A 16,445-nucleotide genomic window follows, 5' to 3' on the forward strand; every position below is an offset into this window, starting at 1 on the left:
TAAGACAAAGACGCCTTCACCGGATGTTAAACCGCCCCGCGCTACGGTCGCTGCGTTCCGTAAAGGTCACAGTGCAGAGGGTTCAGGTGGCAGAGGGCAGTCAGGCAGAGGCCGGGTCCGATCAGGATTTTGGCGCGATCCAAAAGGTGCTGGTCGTCGATGACAGCCGGCTGCAACGTCGTATTCTGGTGGCCTCGCTGAAAAAGTGGGGCTTTGAGGTGCTTGAGGCCGACAATGGCGACTCCGCGATTGAGATGTGCGCCACCGACCCGCCGGATCTGGTTCTCAGCGATTGGGTGATGCCGGGGATGAGTGGGCTGGAATTCTGCCGTGCCTTCCGGGCGCTGGAAAGTGATCAATACAGTTACTTCATCCTGCTGACCTCAAAAAGCGAAAAGCAAGAGGTGGCGCGCGGGCTGGACGCTGGTGCGGACGATTTCCTGATCAAACCGCTTGAGGCGGATGAGCTGCGCGCGCGGATCTCGGCCGGGGCGCGGATCCTGGATATGCAGCGCGAGTTGTCCGAGAAAAACCGCATGATCGAATCCGCGTTAGAGGACCTGCGCGTGGCGCATGATGCCATCGACAAGGACCTGATTCAGGCCCGGAAAATTCAGGAATCCCTGGTCCCCGAACTGACGCGGGATTTCGGAAAATCGCGGGTCAGTATGTTGCTGAAACCCTGCGGGCATATTGGTGGCGATTTGGTGGGGATGTTCTCGCCCGGGGTCAATCGGTTGGGGTTTTACAGCATTGACGTGTCGGGCCACGGCATCACCTCGGCGATGATGACAGCGCGATTGGGCGGGTACTTGTCCAGCAATCACTTCGATCAGAATGTGGCGATGGAAAAACGCTTTGACAAATTCTATGCGCTGCTGCCACCCGAACAGGTGGCTGAGATGCTCAATTGCCGCCTGATGGCCGATGCGGGCGTCGAAGAATACTTTACCATGGTCTATGCCATTGTCGATCTGCGCAACGGGCATCTTAAGATGGTGCAGGCCGGGCATCCGCATCCACTTGTATTGCGCCAAGACGGCAGTGCCGAATTTCTGGGCGAGGGTGGCCTGCCCATCGGTTTGCTGCCCGATGTGTCCTTTCAGCGGATCGAAACCTACCTGCAACCTGGCGATAAATTGATGCTGTATTCTGATGGCTTTACCGAGTGTCGTCTGGCCGGTGGCGGCTTGCTTGAGGAAGAAGGCCTGCAGCAGATGGCCCGCGATTGTGCGCCCGACCGCAGCGGTACCGAGTTTCTGGACGATATGTTCTGGCGCCTGACGCAGGCCATGGCACCGGGCAGCGGCATGGATGATGACGTGTCCGCCGTGTTCTTTGAATATAACGGGGCTTAGAAACTGTTCAGAAGTCGGGTGGCAAAGTGACGGTCCCCCTCGTTGCCAAGCATCTGCACCGCAACGGCAGTTTCCATCCAAAGGGCCTCATGAAACTCTTCGCGGGGCGGCCCCATCCGGCGCACCGGACGGGCGCTGTAGATCATGCAGATTTTCTCGGCCCAGAGGTCATATTCGGGCATAAAGGTGAACCGGCGAAAAGCACCGATCCGCCGCGGGGCGGCGATCAGCCAGCCGGTTTCCTCGAACACTTCGCGATGCAGCGCGGTAATCGGGGATTCGCCCGGATCAATGCCACCGCCCGGCAGCTGCAATTCGGGGTTCAGCCCATCGTCATACCACGTGACCAGCAGGTCTTTTCCTTGCGGCAGCAACGCATAGACACCCGGTCTGCGTGTATATGTACGCCCTTTTTCCGGGGTTTCACCGAACCGTCTGATCATGTATGGCCCCTTCAAACCCAATCTGTTCAACCTATATGGTGCCGGTATGCCAACCCGTGGCGTGTAAGGAAACCCCATGTCTCTTGGAACGAAAATCGCGTGGGACGATACTGTCCTGCCCTTTCAACTTGATGTATCAGATATGCGCGGCCGTGTGGCCCGTCTGGATGGCGTGCTGGACGGCATCCTGAAGCAGCATGACTATCCCGAAAAGGTCGAGGCGCTGGTGGCCGAGATGGCCCTGCTGACCGCGTTGATCGGCCAGACCGTTTCGCTGCGTTGGAAACTGTCGTTGCAGGTGCAGTCCAAGGGCCCGGTGCGCATGATCGCGACCGATTACTTTGCGCCCACGGTCGAGGGTGAGCCGGCCCGCATCCGCGCCTATGCCAGCTATGATCGCGACCGCCTGACCGAGGGCGGGCCGTTTGATCAGGTGGGCGAGGGTTATTTCGCCATCATGATCGACCAGGGTGAAGGCACGCAACCGTATCAGGGGATCACTCCGCTGGCGGGGGGCTCGATCTCTGCCTGCGCCGAGGCGTATTTCGCACAATCCGAGCAGCTGCCGACGCGGTTCTCGCTCAGCTTTGGTAAATCGACCGAGCCGGGCGTCGGTGAACATTGGCGCGCGGGCGGGGTGATGCTGCAGCACATGCCCAAGGCCTCGCCCTTTGTGGCGGACGGACAAGGTGGGGGGCAGATCCTGACCGCCGAAGATCTGGTCGACGGGGAAGAGGGTGAAAACTGGGGCCGCGTCAACATCCTGTTGGATACGGTCGAGGATCTCGAACTGATCGGGCCTTCGGTGGCGCCGACCGACCTGTTGATCCGGCTGTTTCATGAGGAACAGCCGCGGGTCTATGATGCCCAGTCCGTGCAATTCGGCTGCACCTGTTCGGAAGATCGTGTGCGGCAAAGCCTGTCGATCTATTCGGCCAAGGACATCGAAAAGATGACCACGCCCGAAGGCAAGGTGACCGCCGATTGCCAGTTCTGTGGCGCACATTACATACTGGAACCGGGTTCGGTCGGCTTTGATGCGGACGACTCCTGATCCTACGGACCAGCTGCGGGCGGCCCTGCGTCGCCCCGGCCATGGTTCAAGCGATTTCGACCTGAACCCCGAAACCATCCTGCCTGAAGGGCGCAAATTGCGCCCGGCGGGGGTGCTGGTTCCGATCACGGTGTTTGACGAAACGCCGCGGCTGATTTTGACGAAACGATCCTCGGCCCTGAAACACCACCCCGGGCAGATCGCCTTTCCCGGCGGCAAGCAGGATCAAGGTGATGTAGATGTCACCGCCACTGCCCTGCGTGAGGCGCAGGAAGAGATCGGTCTGCCGCCGGACCTCCCCGAGATTCTGGGTCACCTGTCGGCCCATGAAACCGTCACGTCCTTTACCGTAACACCGGTTGTTGCGATCCTGCGCGAACCGTTTCAACTGACCCCCGAACCGGGCGAAGTGGACGAGGTGTTTTCGGTTCCGCTTGCACATGTCCTCAACCCTGCGAATTATATCGTTGAATCGCGCCGCTGGCGTGGTCACAAACGGTATTATTTCACGGTGCCGTTCGGCCCCTATTACATCTGGGGCGCGACGGCCCGAATGTTGCGGGGATTGGCCGCGCGGGTGAGTGAATGACGCAAATTTCTGAGGCCTGGGTTACGGATCCGGCAACGCAAAAGGTCTGTGCGGCGTTGACGGGCGCTGGCGCGCAGGCGTTGTTCGTCGGGGGCTGTGTGCGCAACGCACTGCTGGGCGCGCCGGTCTCGGATATCGACATTGCCACCGATGCGCGCCCCGAACGGGTGATGGAGCTGGCGCAGGCGGCAGGTCTCAAGGCTATTCCCACCGGCATCGACCATGGCACCATTACCGTGGTCAGCGGCGGTGCCCCGCATGAGATCACCACTTTTCGCCGCGACGTGGAAACCGATGGTCGCCGGGCGGTTGTGGCCTTTTCCGACAAGGTGGAAGAGGACGCCGCGCGCCGTGATTTCACCATGAACGCGATCTATGCGCGGCCGGATGGCAGTATTCTCGACCCGCTGAACGGGTTGCCTGACCTGCAATACCGCCGCGTACGTTTTATCGGCACAGCCGAGAACCGCATTCGCGAGGATTACCTGCGATCCCTGCGGTATTTCCGGTTTCACGCCTGGTATGGAGATGCCGAGGCCGGGTTTGATCCGGACGCTCTGGCGGCGATTGCGTCTAATCTGGATGGTTTGGAAAGCCTGTCTCGTGAACGGGTCGGGGCCGAACTTCTGAAACTTATGGGCGCACCCGATCCTGCGCCTTCGGTTGCGGCGATGCGTCAATCTGGTGTTCTGGCCCGGCTGCTGCCAGGGGCAGAGGACCGTGCGTTGGCACCGTTGATAGACCTGGAAGAACAGGCTGGGGCCGCCCCTGAGTCAATTCGGCGTCTGGCCGCAATCGCGACACCGGAAATCGCCAAGACCCTGCGCCTGAGCAAGGCGCAATTACAACGCCTGACCCGCATGCGGGATGAAGCATCGGGCACCGCTAGCGTGGCCGAGTTGGGGTTTCGTTACGGCGAAGAGGGCGGCTTGCACGAAACCTTGCTGCGCTGTGCCTTCCTTGAACAGCCGTGGAGCGAAACCTTGCGCACCGATCTGCACAAAGGGGCAGAGGCTGATTTCCCGATCAGGGCTACTGATTTGATTCCCGATTTCACCGGTCCCGCGCTGGGCAAAAAACTGGCCGAGCTTGAGGCGCGCTGGATTGCATCAGGTTTTGCCCTGACCCGCGATGAATTGCTGAGCATCTGAAACGAAGTCTCAAAAGGGGATGACAAATCAACTTCTTTGTGGTTTCGTGCGCCTGTCACATGAATGGAGGGATGCGAATGTATTACGGGATCTGGTTCGGCTAAAGCCGGAACACTTTAACCCGTAGGGGTGGTGTTCTGGCGCCATCTTTCTTCGCATGACTTATTTTCTGCTCAATCGGAGCACTCTCCATGTTTCGCTATTTCGAAAACCTCGTTGACCCTTTTGAAGACTATACCGAGACCGATACACCGCCCACGCGGCTGTGGCCGTTTATGCTGGATTACTCCCGGCCTTTCATGCGGGTGTTTTTCTGGACCGCGCTGATTTCAGTCATCGTCGCCGCGGTCGAGGTCGGGCTGATCTATTACATGGGTCGCGTGGTGGACCTGTTGTCCGGCCAGCCGGCCGAGGTCTGGCAGACCCACGGCACCGAACTGATTCTGATGGCTGTGTTTGTGCTGCTGTTGCGGCCGATGCTGCATGTGGTCGATGTCCTGCTGCTGAACAACACGATCCTGCCGAACTTTGGCACCATCATACGTTGGCGGGCGCATAAGCACGTGCTGCGCCAATCAGTTGGGTGGTTCGAGAATGATTTCGCGGGCCGCATTGCCAACCGGATCATGCAGACGCCCCCCGCCGCGGGTGAGGCCGTGTTTCAGGTTTTTGACGCAATTTCCTTCTCGCTGGCTTATCTGATCGGGGCGGCGATCCTATTGATGGCGGCCGATCCGCGCCTGTTGTTGCCGCTGCTGATCTGGTTCGCGCTTTATGCGTTGTTGGTGCGCTGGACAGTTGCTCGGGTCGGACCGGCGTCCAAGGCGGCGTCGGATGCGCGCTCGGCGGTGACGGGTCGGGTGGTGGACAGTTATACCAACATCCACTCGGTCAAGATGTTCGCGCATGATGATCAAGAGTTGGACTATGCCCGCGAAGCCATCGCAGAAACCCGTCGCACCTTTCAGGTTGAGATGCGTATCTTCACCATCATGGATGCGGTTCTGGTGACGTTGAACGGCCTACTGATCGTTGGCGTTGTCGGTTGGGCCATTGCCTTGTGGATGCAGGGCAGTGCCACAGTCGGTGTGGTGGCAGCGGCGACAGCGCTGACCCTGCGGCTGAACGCCATGACCGGCTGGATCATGTGGGCGCTGACCAGCTTCTTCCGCCAGCTTGGTGTGGTGGCTGAGGGGATGGAGACAATTGCCCAGCCCATCGACCTGCTGGACACGCCGGACGCGAAACCGTTGCAACTAAGCAAAGGTCAGATCGACATCCGCGACCTGTCGCATCACTACGGTCGTAAAACCGGTGGGCTGGATCATATCAACCTGACCATCCATCCGGGTGAAAAGATTGGTCTGATCGGGCGGTCCGGTGCCGGAAAATCGACCCTAGTGAAGTTGCTTTTGCGGTTTTATGATGTGGAGCAGGGTGCAATTCTGATCGATGACCAGAACATTGCCAACGTCACGCAAGACAGCTTGCGCAGCCATATCGGCATGGTTCAGCAAGACAGCGCGCTGTTGCATCGGTCAGTGCGCGACAATATCCTCTATGGTCGCCCCGAGGCATCCGAGGAACAGATGATCGCCGCCGCCAAACAGGCCGAGGCGCATGAATTCATCCTCGACCTGCAAGATCCGCAGGGACGCACCGGCTATGATGCACATGTGGGGGAACGGGGTGTAAAGCTGAGCGGTGGTCAACGACAGCGGGTGACGCTGGCGCGGGTAATCCTGAAAGACGCACCGATCCTGCTGTTGGATGAGGCGACATCTGCCCTAGATTCCGAGGTCGAAGCGTCGATTCAGGAGACCCTCTACGGTATGATGCAAGGTAAAACCGTGATCGCCATTGCCCATCGGCTGAGCACCATTGCGCAGATGGATCGTATTCTGGTCATGGATGGTGGTCGGATTGTAGAGGAGGGCGGTCATTCCGAATTGCTGGCACATGGGGGACTTTATGCTCAGTTCTGGGCGCGGCAATCTGGGGGCTTCCTGAACCCGGAGGCTGCGGAATGAAGGCTGCCGATCTTATAGATCCGTTCAAAAACTCTGAGACGCCTCCGCCACAAACGTTGGGGGCGTTCATTCGCTGGTGCTTGTCCGGCGCGTGGCCGATGATTTTTGTCGCGGCCAGCTTTTCAGCTATGGCCGGCGCGATGGAGGCTGGGACGGCCTGGATGCTGGGTCTGGTTATCGACATAGCGACCGAAAGCGGACCTCAGGGTTTTTTCAACGCAGATAATCTGTGGGTGATTCTGGGCGTGGTGGCATTTTTCATGTTGCTGCGTCCGGCCCTGTTCGGGCTGTCTTCGGTGACGAACAACTATATCGTCATGCCCAATGTGCCGCCGCTGGTGCTGGCCAAGCTGAATCGCTGGACCCTCGGCCAATCGGTCACTTATTTCGACGATGATTTCGCGGGTCGGATCGCGCAGAAACAGATGCAGACGTCTAACGCATTGGCCTCGGTCGTGTCGGAAACGATCAGTGCGATTGTGTTTGCCTTGGCCTCACTTGCGGGCTCTTTGCTTTTGTTAGGATCTATTCACCCACTGGTGATGCTGCCTTTTGCCGGGTGGCTGGTGGTGTATTTTCTGCTGATCCGCTGGTATCTGCCACGCATTCGCGCCCGGTCTGCGGCGCGAGCTGGCGCGCGCGCGATGGTGTCCGGGCAAGTGGTTGATACCATCACCAATATCAAGACCGTAAAGCTGTTCGCCCATTCCGCGTTTGAGGATCAGGCCGCGCGAAACTCGATGGTCGATCTGCGGGAAAAGATGTTGGCCTTTGGTGCCTTATCCGCCAGCTTCCGCTTTATCCTGATGGTGCTGGCCGGCGTGCTGCCAGTGCTGTTGCTGGGCGCGACGCTGCTTTTGTGGCGGAACGGGGTTGCGACGGCGGGGGATATCGTGGCGGCTGGCGCGGTTTCGATCAGAATTGCGCAGATGACCGGCTGGGTCAGTTTCACGCTGATGGGACTCTACGCGAATGTGGGTGAGGTCGAGAATGGCATGAAGACACTTGCCAAGCGCGACCGGGTCGAGGATGCCGCGCAAGCCACTGACCTGACAGTGACCGAGGGGCGGATAGATTTCGACCATGTCAGCTTTGCCTATGGACGGGATGTGGGCGGTGTGTCCGATGTAAGCATGACCGTGCATCCGGGTGAAAAGCTGGGAATTGTTGGGGCATCTGGCGCTGGGAAATCCACTTTGGTCTCGTTGTTGCTCAGGCTCTATGACGGGGAAAAAGGCGTCATTCGCATTGACGGGCAAGATGTCAGCCAGGTAACGCAGGACAGTTTGCGTGGCCAGATCGGCATGGTCACGCAGGAAACTGCAATGTTCAATCGCTCGGCGCGTGAGAATATCCTTTATGGCCGCCCAAACGCGTCAGAAGACGACATGATTGAAGCGGCAAAGAAAGCCGAAGCGCATGAGTTTATTCTTAGCTTGCAGGATGCCCATGGCCGCACCGGGTATGAAGCGCATCTGGGTGAACGGGGCGTGAAACTCAGTGGTGGACAGCGGCAGCGGATCGCTTTGGCGCGCGCTATCCTCAAGGACGCGCCGATACTTGTATTGGATGAGGCGACCTCGGCGTTGGATTCCGAGGTCGAGGCTTCGATCCAAACCGCGTTGCACCGGGTGATGCAGGGCAAGACGGTCCTGGCGATTGCACATCGCCTGTCCACGCTCAGCGAGATGGACCGGATCATCGTGTTGGATCAGGGGCAGATCGTCGAAACCGGCACCCATAATGCGTTGTTGGAGCAGGGCGGGCTGTACGCGCGGTTCTGGCATCGCCAATCGGGCGGGTTCATTCAGGCCGAAGCCGCCGAATAACGCACAAAGCGCGCTAGGGGGTTTTGTTGCGCGCAAAGCCCCGGTATCAGGCCCCCATGACGCAACAGTTCACCATAAACCGCCTAGGTCATCAGGGCGACGGTATCGCCGACGGCCCGGTTTACGCGCCGCGCACCCTGCCGGGTGAGGTGGTCAGTGGGACCTTGGTGGGTCAATTGCTGACCGATATTCGGGTTGAAACTCCTTCGGATCAGCGGGTGAAAGCGCCCTGTCGGCATTACAAGGCGTGCGGTGGGTGTCAGTTGCAGCATGCCGCAGATGGTTTTGTGGCCGACTGGAAGGTCGAAGTGGTGCGCACTGCACTGGTGGCGCAGGGGCTTGAGACGCAGATGCGCCCGGTCCACACCTCATCTGAACGCTCGCGCCGCCGTGCCACGATCGCCGTGCGTCGGACCAAAAAGGGCACGCTTGCCGGGTTCCATGGCCGCGCGTCTGACACCATCACCGAAATCCCCGATTGTCATCTGCTGGACCCGACTCTGATCGCCGCCATACCGGTGGCCGAGGCGCTGGCGGTTTTGGGCGGGAGCCGCAAGGGCGTTCTGGCCGTGACGCTGACCTTGTCCGAAGGTGGGCTGGATGTTGCCGTCAAAGGTGGTAAACCGCTGGACGGCCCGCTCGAGCTGACCTTGGCGCAGGCGACCGAGAAACATGGGTTGGCGCGACTTAGCTGGGACGGCGAGGTGATCGCCATGCGCCAGGCTCCGATACAACGCTTTGGGGGTGCTGGGGTTGTGCCACCGCCCGGAGCCTTCCTGCAGGCGACAAAAGACGGTGAACAGGCTCTATTAAAGGCGGTTTTGCAAGCGACACAGGGGGCAAAGCGGGTTGTTGACCTGTTTGCAGGCAGTGGAACTTTCTCTTTACCCCTCGCCCAAAATGCCGAGGTTCACGCGGTCGAAGGTGAAGCCGCGATGACGGATGCGCTGGATCAGGGTTGGCGTCGCGCGCAAGGGTTGAAACGGGTCACGACCGAGTCCCGCGACCTGTTCCGCCGCCCGCTGATGCCCGATGAGCTGAAATTATTTGACGCCGTTGTGCTTGACCCGCCCCGCGCCGGGGCCGAGGCACAGATTGTCGAACTGGCTCAGGCGCAGCGCCCGGTGATTGCCTATGTCTCGTGCAACCCCGTTACCTTTGCGCGGGACGCAAAAATGCTTGTTAACGCTGGCTACACCCTTGAATGGGTACAGGTGGTCGACCAATTTCGATGGTCGTCACACACGGAACTTGCCGCGCGGTTTGTATGGGGGCCCGCATCATGAGCAGACAGGAGAGTGTCAATATGGGCTTCAATCAGCGTTTGCTGGCCATCATCGACCATCCCACTTTTGGCCGGTTCATCACTGCGGTCATCATCTTTAACGCTGTGTTGCTGGGGATGGAAACATCGCCCACCCTGATGGAGGCCGCCGGACCCCTGATCGTGACGCTGGACACCATCTGTCTGGCAATTTTCGTGGCCGAGATCGCCATGAAACTGGTGGCGACCGGGCGGCGGTTCTTTCTGAGCGGCTGGAACGTCTTTGACTTTATCGTTGTCGGTATCGCACTGATCCCCAGTGCCGGGGGGCTGTCGGTGCTGCGAGCGTTGCGAATTCTGCGGGTTCTGCGGGTCATTTCGGTCGCGCCGCGCCTGCGGCGTGTGGTCGAAGGCTTTATCTCGGCCCTGCCGGGCATGGCCAGCGTGTTCCTGTTGATGGCGATCCTGTTCTACATCGGCGCCGTGATCTCGACCAAGCTGTTCTCGGCCACTTTCCCGGACTGGTTCGGCGATCTGGGCCTGTCGGCTTATACGCTGTTCCAGATCATGACGTTGGAAAGCTGGTCCATGGGCATCGTCCGCCCGGTGATGGAGGTCTATCCCTATGCCTGGCTGTTCTTCGTTCCATTCATCATGGTCACCACTTTTGCGGTGGTGAACCTGTTGGTCGGTCTGATCGTGAACTCGATGCAGGATGCGCACCATGCCGAGGATGAAGTGCGAACCGATGCCTATCGCGACGAAGTATTGGAACGGCTGGAAAGCATCGAGCGCCGCCTGACTGAACAGCAGCACATCAAAAAGTGATTTCAGTTTTTTGGATTTCTGGCATAATGCTGAAAAAAAAGAGCAGGCAGTGAAACATGGATCGTCGAGCATTTGGATTGGGCGCTATGGCAACGCTGGGCCTTTCGGCCTGTGCCTCAGCCAACCCACGATTTCTAACATACGATGGCCCCGAGGTGACCTCATTGGTCATCAACAAGGGTTCGCGGAAGCTGTATCTTCTGCACAACGAAACCATTCTTAAGGAATACAAGGTCGATCTGGGCTTTGCGCCAGATGGCACAAAGACCAAGCGCGGCGATGGTCGCACGCCCGAAGGCAGCTATCTGATTGATCGCCGCAACCCCAACAGTCGCTATCACCTGTCACTGGGGATTTCCTATCCGAATTCCAGTGATATCGCGCAGGCCAAGGCGGCCGGTGTCGATCCGGGCGGCGATATTTTCATTCACGGTCAGCCGAAAAAGCGGTCGGAACTGAAACGCGCCAAGAAGACAGCGGATTGGACCGCCGGTTGTATCGCCGTCAAGAATGAAGAGATCGAAGAGATCTATGCGATGGTCAACAAGGGTACACTGATTACGCTGCGCCCGTAACTGGTTCCCAATCCCCGAACCCGAACTGCATATAATCGCGCTGGTAAGCCTCAGCCGCCAGCGTTTCTAATCTGTCGTCATAAATTTCGGCCAGCGCGAACGGGATATCCGGCGCGCAATGTCCAGGTGTTGGTGGGCTGTCATGCCCCATCCGTCTGCCCAGATCGGGCAGGGTTGTCGCGATCTCATCCTCGCGCAGGATGAGGTCAGGCAGGGCAAAAGATGCCATTCCGTCTAATGCCTGAGACTGGCTGCACCACGTCCCATCCACACGAACGGGCGTCTGTCCGGCAAGATTTTGGCGTAGGAAGGTTAGGAAAGCCGAAAACGCCTCATAATGCTGATCAACCGGGTAATTGCCGTCACGCAGCTGACCCGGGATCGGAATTTTGAACCGGTTGCGCAGCAGATTTCGGATTTTCAGATAAGCGCCAGGCCCGGTGCTGAGGATATTGGAACAAAAGGCCGAATGCGCCCGTGCTAGAGGGTGCTGCAGCACCGTGAATTTTCGGTGTCCGGGGTGGGCGTGCAACCATCGGCGCATCTGTTTGCGGTTCAGATTGGTGACCAGCTTGTCGGTGCTGACCGAGTCAAGACCGGCCATCCATTGGGTCACCGATGCCTCAAGCCCGCCGCGTATTGGCATAAACATCAGGGGCGTATGCGGCGCGGCGACATAATTGCCGACGGTCGATCCGCGCCGGGGCTCGAAATTCGGCGTGCGATGCAGGTTGAAACTGTCGATCCGGGCCAAGGCATGCTCGGTCTCTTCGGGGTTTGTCACTTTGGACAAGGTCGGGCCAGGGTTCTGCGGCTTGATCGTATCGTCAATCGAAGACAGCCGTGCTGATATACCCAACCACGCGGCCAGACCGTTCAGCACGTCCAGATTGGTCAGGTCGTCATATGCGATGTAAAACCCGGTTTGACCCGTTCGCTGCAGGGTATTGAGCAGCAGGAGTTGAAAGTCCTGCTGTCTATCCAAGTATGAATCAAACTCTTCCGCATTGAATTCTACCTGCGCTTCGCGGCGACGTTTGATGTTCTTCAGTTGCCATTGCTTGGTTTCCCGCGCAATTTTCAATGAAACGTAACTGTCCAGAGGATTGCGCGTCAAAATGATCTTGGCGCAGCGCGGGTCAGCCAAAACAGGCTCTAACACGCGGGCATCGTGCCCCTGAAAGAAGCGGAACCCATTTAACTCGCCGGGCGCATCTTTGATTGCCTGCACCAGCTTCATCGGATCACCGTTACGGTCTTCCAAAGTTACATCCAACAGGCTTTCAGATTTCAGTCGACCAATGAAGTGCGGGTTGAATGCTTCACCAAAGCTGGTGACGCCCTCAAGCGCATTGAGGTTGAACTCAAGCAGGTTGGACCCGGTGCGCATTGCGGCGAGGATGATGAAATAGTCGAACTTGGATGTCATGACAGACTATTGCACCAGATAAGGTTTCTTGAATGGCCGAACCCGCGCGCCGAAAATATCATCCGCAGGAAAATCCCCCACCAAATAAGGATGCATTCCTTGATTTTTGAGGTTCTGGAGGAATTGTCCAAAGCCAGTCAAATCCACCATTTTTGGAGCTTCGGTCAAATGGTTCGCGCGGTGGGTGCCGATTTCCTCGATCACGGTCTGCATGGGCTCCATCGGAGATTCGACAAATTCGGCCAAGGACCAGGTACGCACCTGCGCCTTGGTCCAGACCGAGCCCAGAACCTCAAGCTGTTTGGTTTCAATCTGCTGCAGGCGTGCCGCCTCACAACGGATGTCGGCGAAATTCATGTTCGACCGGAACAGCGGGATCGCCCAGGCCCCGGTGATGACCGAGATTTGCGCGTTCTTATCCCGCGCCAGAAACCAGTTGATCTTCTGCGTATCTCCGGGACCGAATTGAAAGCACTGCCGCTCACCCCGTGTGTTCCAGATCAGGTTCGAGACAAAGGCCGTCGGATTATAGTCGCGCAGAACCGCACAATCGCTGAGCGCGCCGTTGGTGATCGTGTCACCCCCGGCAAATTCGGCCCTCGCGGGGCCAAACAGGTGCCCATGCACCCGTGCGCCTGTGGTCTCGGTCAGCCAGGGTTCAAAATCCTCGAACAGCTCGGCAAAACCCTGAAATACCGAATAAGGGAATGAGGTCAGGCCGTTCTCACTGCCGTGACGGGGAAAGCGGCTTTGCATGTACAGCCCGTCGCGCCCACGGGTTCGACGCTCGACCGCTTTGGAAAATACTCGGTCGATCTTGCCCGGATTGGGTTCGGCTGGTCGCATGGCGCTGCTCTGGTCGGTCAGAAAAGCCTGATACAGCCGATCGGCACGCGGCCAGATCTTTCGGGCCACAAAACAGTCCGAGCGGCGCAGTAACTGCAGATGATCGTCATAAAAGATATGTGGTCGCCCCTGATAGTCGAATTTCGACAAGGTCAGCGACCGGCTTTCAATATGGGTGGAATACAGTCGCGCCAGCGTCTGGAAATAGCTTTCATCTGGTATCCAGACACGACGGAAATAGCGGTCATAGGTGTGCCGCTTGGGGTCCTGTAGAATGGCCGACAGGGTCTGTCGGGTCAGGCACCACCATTGGCTGCCCATATGCGGCATCAACCCTTCGGGGATTTTGCGGCGCATCCCAAGGGCGCGTTGCAGTTTTACATAAGCGTCGAACAGTTTGCGGTTCCGGCGCCAGGAAAACGGAAAGCGCAGTGTAAAGCGTTCCTGATCCAACCCACCGATGGTCCAACTGACATCAGCAGTTGTGGCGCTTTCGATGAAATCGACCCGCGGCCGGTCGGCAAGATAGCCGATCAGCTCATCCACAGGCCGAAGGGGCAGGCAGGCCCCCGAAGACAGATAGACGTGATGTACGTCCGGAAATGCCTCAAGCATCAGTTCGGCCGCGGATTGTGAGGCCGCGACAATTCCCCAGCCACCCCATTCGCAGGCATGGCGTTCCGAGAACCGGATCAGCGCCTCATCCGCGCATGCGGCAACAAATTTGGAATACACTCGGTCTGGCACTTTGCGGTCCACATGGATCACCACCGGGCAGCCCGATGTCGTCCAGTGCCGGGCCACCTGCTCGGCCCGGTGCAGTGCTGTATGTACCAGCATGACAACGCCCAGACGGCTCATGCCCAGTTTCCTTTCGACATGAGGCCAAGGATCTCAAGCTGACGCCAGTTGATGTATTTCTCGGACCGGTCGCACCAAAACACCGGCTGCTCGTCCAGCCCCTGGGCATAGGCGCGATATTCGCCCGAGCGGCGATAATGCTGGCCGCGCTGCATCTCTTCGCGGGCTTTGTCGCCCAGCGTGCTGATCAGCTTGGCGTGCAGCAACGCGCCGCTGGTCTTTTCACCGCCCCAATCGTCGTAAACCTGGTTCAATCCACGCGGCAGCAGCGAATGGGTCGAACTGACATAGACATAGCGACGGTCCCATTTGACCAAAGGGATCTTGTTCAGCGCAGGCGCTTGTAATGGGGTGTCGCGAAAGAACACACGCGCCCGTGGTCCCCCTTGAATCCACAGGTTCTTATACTCGGGGTTCATGGTGATCATATAGTTGCCGGCATCAAACCAGCGGGCGATCTCAAACGGGTCCTGCCCTTCGTGATAGGGCTGAGCATCCACTGGTCCTTGCGGATACATGTCGATCAGCATGGTGCCGAAACTGCGTACCGCGCAGCCGTCCAGCCAATCGGTCAGGGCGCGGATCGGACGGGTGTCGCAGAACGGATAGATAAAAAATTCATCCGGGTCGACTGTCAGAACCCAGTGCCCGTGCGCGTATTTCCGCAACAGGTAGTTTGACCAGTCCAATCCAAACGAAGCCTGTTTATAGCTGGCACTTGCCCGCCAGACCGAAACGTCAGGTTGGCTTGCCAAGTATTCGCCCGAGCTATCATCGCTGTCGTTGTCGACGAACAGAAAATGATCGACACCCAACCTGCGGTAGTATTCCAGAAAGTAAGGCAGGCGGATTTTCTCGTTCCTCAGAACGCTCATCAACAAGATATCGTCGCGTCGGATATCGTTGGTCTTGTCGGATATTGGCTTTAATTGCTGGCGTTTGCGCAGGCAGCGCACCAGACGACGCTTGCGCCGCAATCTCATTCGATATGAATCCAACAGGCTCACGCGTTTGCACTGCCTTTTTCGTTACGCGAGCATGCCCGGGGGCTGGACGATCCAGAGTGGTGCCGGGCAAGTGCCGTTTTATGCCATTGATGTATCTTTCAAGGCAACGAATTTAAAAACCGTTAGTCACATATGCTGCTTTTCAGCAAACTTTCCCCATCAGACCCAATTGTTGTAACTGGGCCCAGCCCTCGAATCGTACGGACTGAGGTGTCCACATGTCGGGGCGGTTTCCAATTGCATCATAATATGACCCAAATAGGTCGGGATCATGAAAATGCTGCCGTCGGGTTTTTTCAGTCGATGATTTGCCCACCACCTCGGGAAGGAATTTGGTGTGCAGCAACACGCCCGAAGGCGTCTTGCCGCCGGGGCCGTCATAGACCGCGTTCAGATGCCGGGGCAGGGCCGAGTGGCACGAGTTCACATAAGCATAGCGCCGTGACCAGTGCACCAGCGGGATCTTGTTCAATGTGGGTGAATGCCGTGGCCTGTCGGCAAAAAACATCCGTTCCCGCGCACCGCCTTGCACCCATAGGTTGCCCATCGGGCTTTGGCGCTGACACCGGTAGGGGCCGGGATCGAACCAGCTAAGGGTTTCGGTCGGGTCCGTTTCGGGGTCATAGGGCTGCGTGCCCAGTGGCCCCTTGGGGTAGAGATCCAGCAGCAGTGCGCCAAAGGCGATGTGGCCTTGTTGGTCCAAGGCGCCGGTCAGGTCTTGCAGGGATTTGCTGTCGTGGTTGGAGTAGATCAGCAGCTCATCCGCGTCCACCATCAAGGTCCAGTGTCCGTGGCCATAGCGCATTTGCAGCCATGTCAGCCAATCCAAACCGTATCGCGCGTCGCGATAGCTGTTAGAGGTCTGCCACAGCGACACATCGGGCTGATCGCGCAGAAATTCGACCGAGCCGTCATCGCTGCCGTTATCCACGACCAGAAAGTGATCCACCCCAAGCCCGCGATAGTGGCGGAAGAACCACGGAAGGCGATTGATTTCATTGCGCAGCGTGGTGAAGGCCAGTACCGCGCCGGGTCTGATATGCGCGGTCTGATCCTTGAGGCTGGCTAGCTGATGGCGGCTGCGAAAGGATCGCCAAAGCAACCGCCTTCGTTTCAGACGCAACCGGTACTTCTGAACCCATCCAATGGGGGGAAGATTATCGGTCGCGTGATCTGTCACC

At 58.3% G+C, this 16,445-nt stretch carries 14 protein-coding genes; 9 read left to right on the forward strand and 5 right to left on the reverse strand.

Annotated features, from left to right (window positions below):
* Nucleotides 1-86 precede the first annotated feature (86 nt).
* Nucleotides 87-1,358 (forward strand): SpoIIE family protein phosphatase, encoded by a 1,272-nt coding sequence (locus AB1A64_RS16530; protein ID WP_366552420.1) that lies wholly within the window; start codon nt 87-89, stop codon nt 1,356-1,358.
* Here the strand turns inward: AB1A64_RS16530 and AB1A64_RS16535 are convergent.
* Nucleotides 1,355-1,801: an NUDIX hydrolase gene (locus tag AB1A64_RS16535; protein WP_366552421.1), complete on the reverse strand. Its 447-nt coding sequence runs from the start codon at nt 1,799-1,801 to the stop codon at nt 1,355-1,357. The genes AB1A64_RS16530 and AB1A64_RS16535 overlap by 4 nt on opposite strands.
* A gap of 76 nt (nt 1,802-1,877) precedes the next feature.
* Between AB1A64_RS16535 and AB1A64_RS16540 the strand changes: the two genes are divergently transcribed.
* From AB1A64_RS16540 to AB1A64_RS16575, 8 genes are all read left to right on the forward strand, one after another.
* Entirely contained in the window at nt 1,878-2,855 is a 978-nt protein-coding gene (locus AB1A64_RS16540; protein WP_366552422.1) for an Hsp33 family molecular chaperone HslO, read from the forward strand.
* Nucleotides 2,839-3,444, forward strand: coding sequence for a CoA pyrophosphatase (locus tag AB1A64_RS16545; RefSeq protein WP_366552423.1), 606 nt, complete (start codon nt 2,839-2,841; stop codon nt 3,442-3,444). Before AB1A64_RS16540 ends, AB1A64_RS16545 begins: the two co-directional genes overlap by 17 nt.
* Complete coding sequence (locus AB1A64_RS16550; protein WP_366552424.1) at nt 3,441-4,595, forward strand: CCA tRNA nucleotidyltransferase; 1,155 nt, start codon at nt 3,441-3,443, stop codon at nt 4,593-4,595. Before AB1A64_RS16545 ends, AB1A64_RS16550 begins: the two co-directional genes overlap by 4 nt.
* Nucleotides 4,596-4,786: 191 nt before the next feature.
* Nucleotides 4,787-6,625, forward strand: coding sequence for an ABC transporter ATP-binding protein (locus AB1A64_RS16555; protein ID WP_366552425.1), 1,839 nt, complete (start codon nt 4,787-4,789; stop codon nt 6,623-6,625).
* A complete protein-coding gene (locus tag AB1A64_RS16560; RefSeq protein WP_366552426.1) occupies nt 6,622-8,454 on the forward strand; it encodes an ABC transporter ATP-binding protein in 1,833 nt (610 codons plus the stop codon). Before AB1A64_RS16555 ends, AB1A64_RS16560 begins: the two co-directional genes overlap by 4 nt.
* A gap of 56 nt (nt 8,455-8,510) precedes the next feature.
* Nucleotides 8,511-9,740 (forward strand): class I SAM-dependent RNA methyltransferase, encoded by a 1,230-nt coding sequence (locus tag AB1A64_RS16565; RefSeq protein ID WP_366552427.1) that lies wholly within the window; start codon nt 8,511-8,513, stop codon nt 9,738-9,740.
* 20 nt (nt 9,741-9,760) lie between these two features.
* Nucleotides 9,761-10,546, forward strand: coding sequence for an ion transporter (locus AB1A64_RS16570; RefSeq protein WP_058283402.1), 786 nt, complete (start codon nt 9,761-9,763; stop codon nt 10,544-10,546).
* Nucleotides 10,547-10,602: 56 nt separating this feature from the next.
* On the forward strand, nt 10,603-11,121 hold the full coding sequence (locus AB1A64_RS16575; RefSeq protein WP_366552428.1) for a L,D-transpeptidase family protein: 519 nt from the start codon (nt 10,603-10,605) through the stop codon (nt 11,119-11,121).
* On the opposite strand, the gene AB1A64_RS16580 is transcribed toward AB1A64_RS16575, so the two are convergent.
* From AB1A64_RS16580 to AB1A64_RS16595, 4 genes are all read right to left on the reverse strand, one after another.
* On the reverse strand, nt 11,105-12,550 hold the full coding sequence (locus AB1A64_RS16580; protein ID WP_366552429.1) for a nodulation protein NodH: 1,446 nt from the start codon (nt 12,548-12,550) through the stop codon (nt 11,105-11,107). The genes AB1A64_RS16575 and AB1A64_RS16580 overlap by 17 nt on opposite strands.
* A gap of 6 nt (nt 12,551-12,556) precedes the next feature.
* Entirely contained in the window at nt 12,557-14,257 is a 1,701-nt protein-coding gene (locus AB1A64_RS16585; RefSeq protein WP_366552430.1) for a beta-1,6-N-acetylglucosaminyltransferase, read from the reverse strand.
* Nucleotides 14,254-15,240 carry a glycosyltransferase family 2 protein gene (locus AB1A64_RS16590; protein WP_366552431.1) on the reverse strand — a complete coding sequence of 329 codons (987 nt, stop codon included), beginning with the start codon at nt 15,238-15,240 and terminating at the stop codon, nt 14,254-14,256. The genes AB1A64_RS16585 and AB1A64_RS16590 overlap by 4 nt, the downstream gene beginning before the upstream one ends.
* 166 nt (nt 15,241-15,406) lie before the next feature.
* Nucleotides 15,407-16,444, reverse strand: coding sequence for a glycosyltransferase family 2 protein (locus tag AB1A64_RS16595; protein ID WP_366552432.1), 1,038 nt, complete (start codon nt 16,442-16,444; stop codon nt 15,407-15,409).
* Nucleotide 16,445: the final 1 nt, after the last annotated feature.

The sequence above is a fragment of the Ruegeria sp. ANG10 genome (assembly GCF_040705255.1).
In the GTDB taxonomy this organism is placed as follows: domain Bacteria; phylum Pseudomonadota; class Alphaproteobacteria; order Rhodobacterales; family Rhodobacteraceae; genus Ruegeria.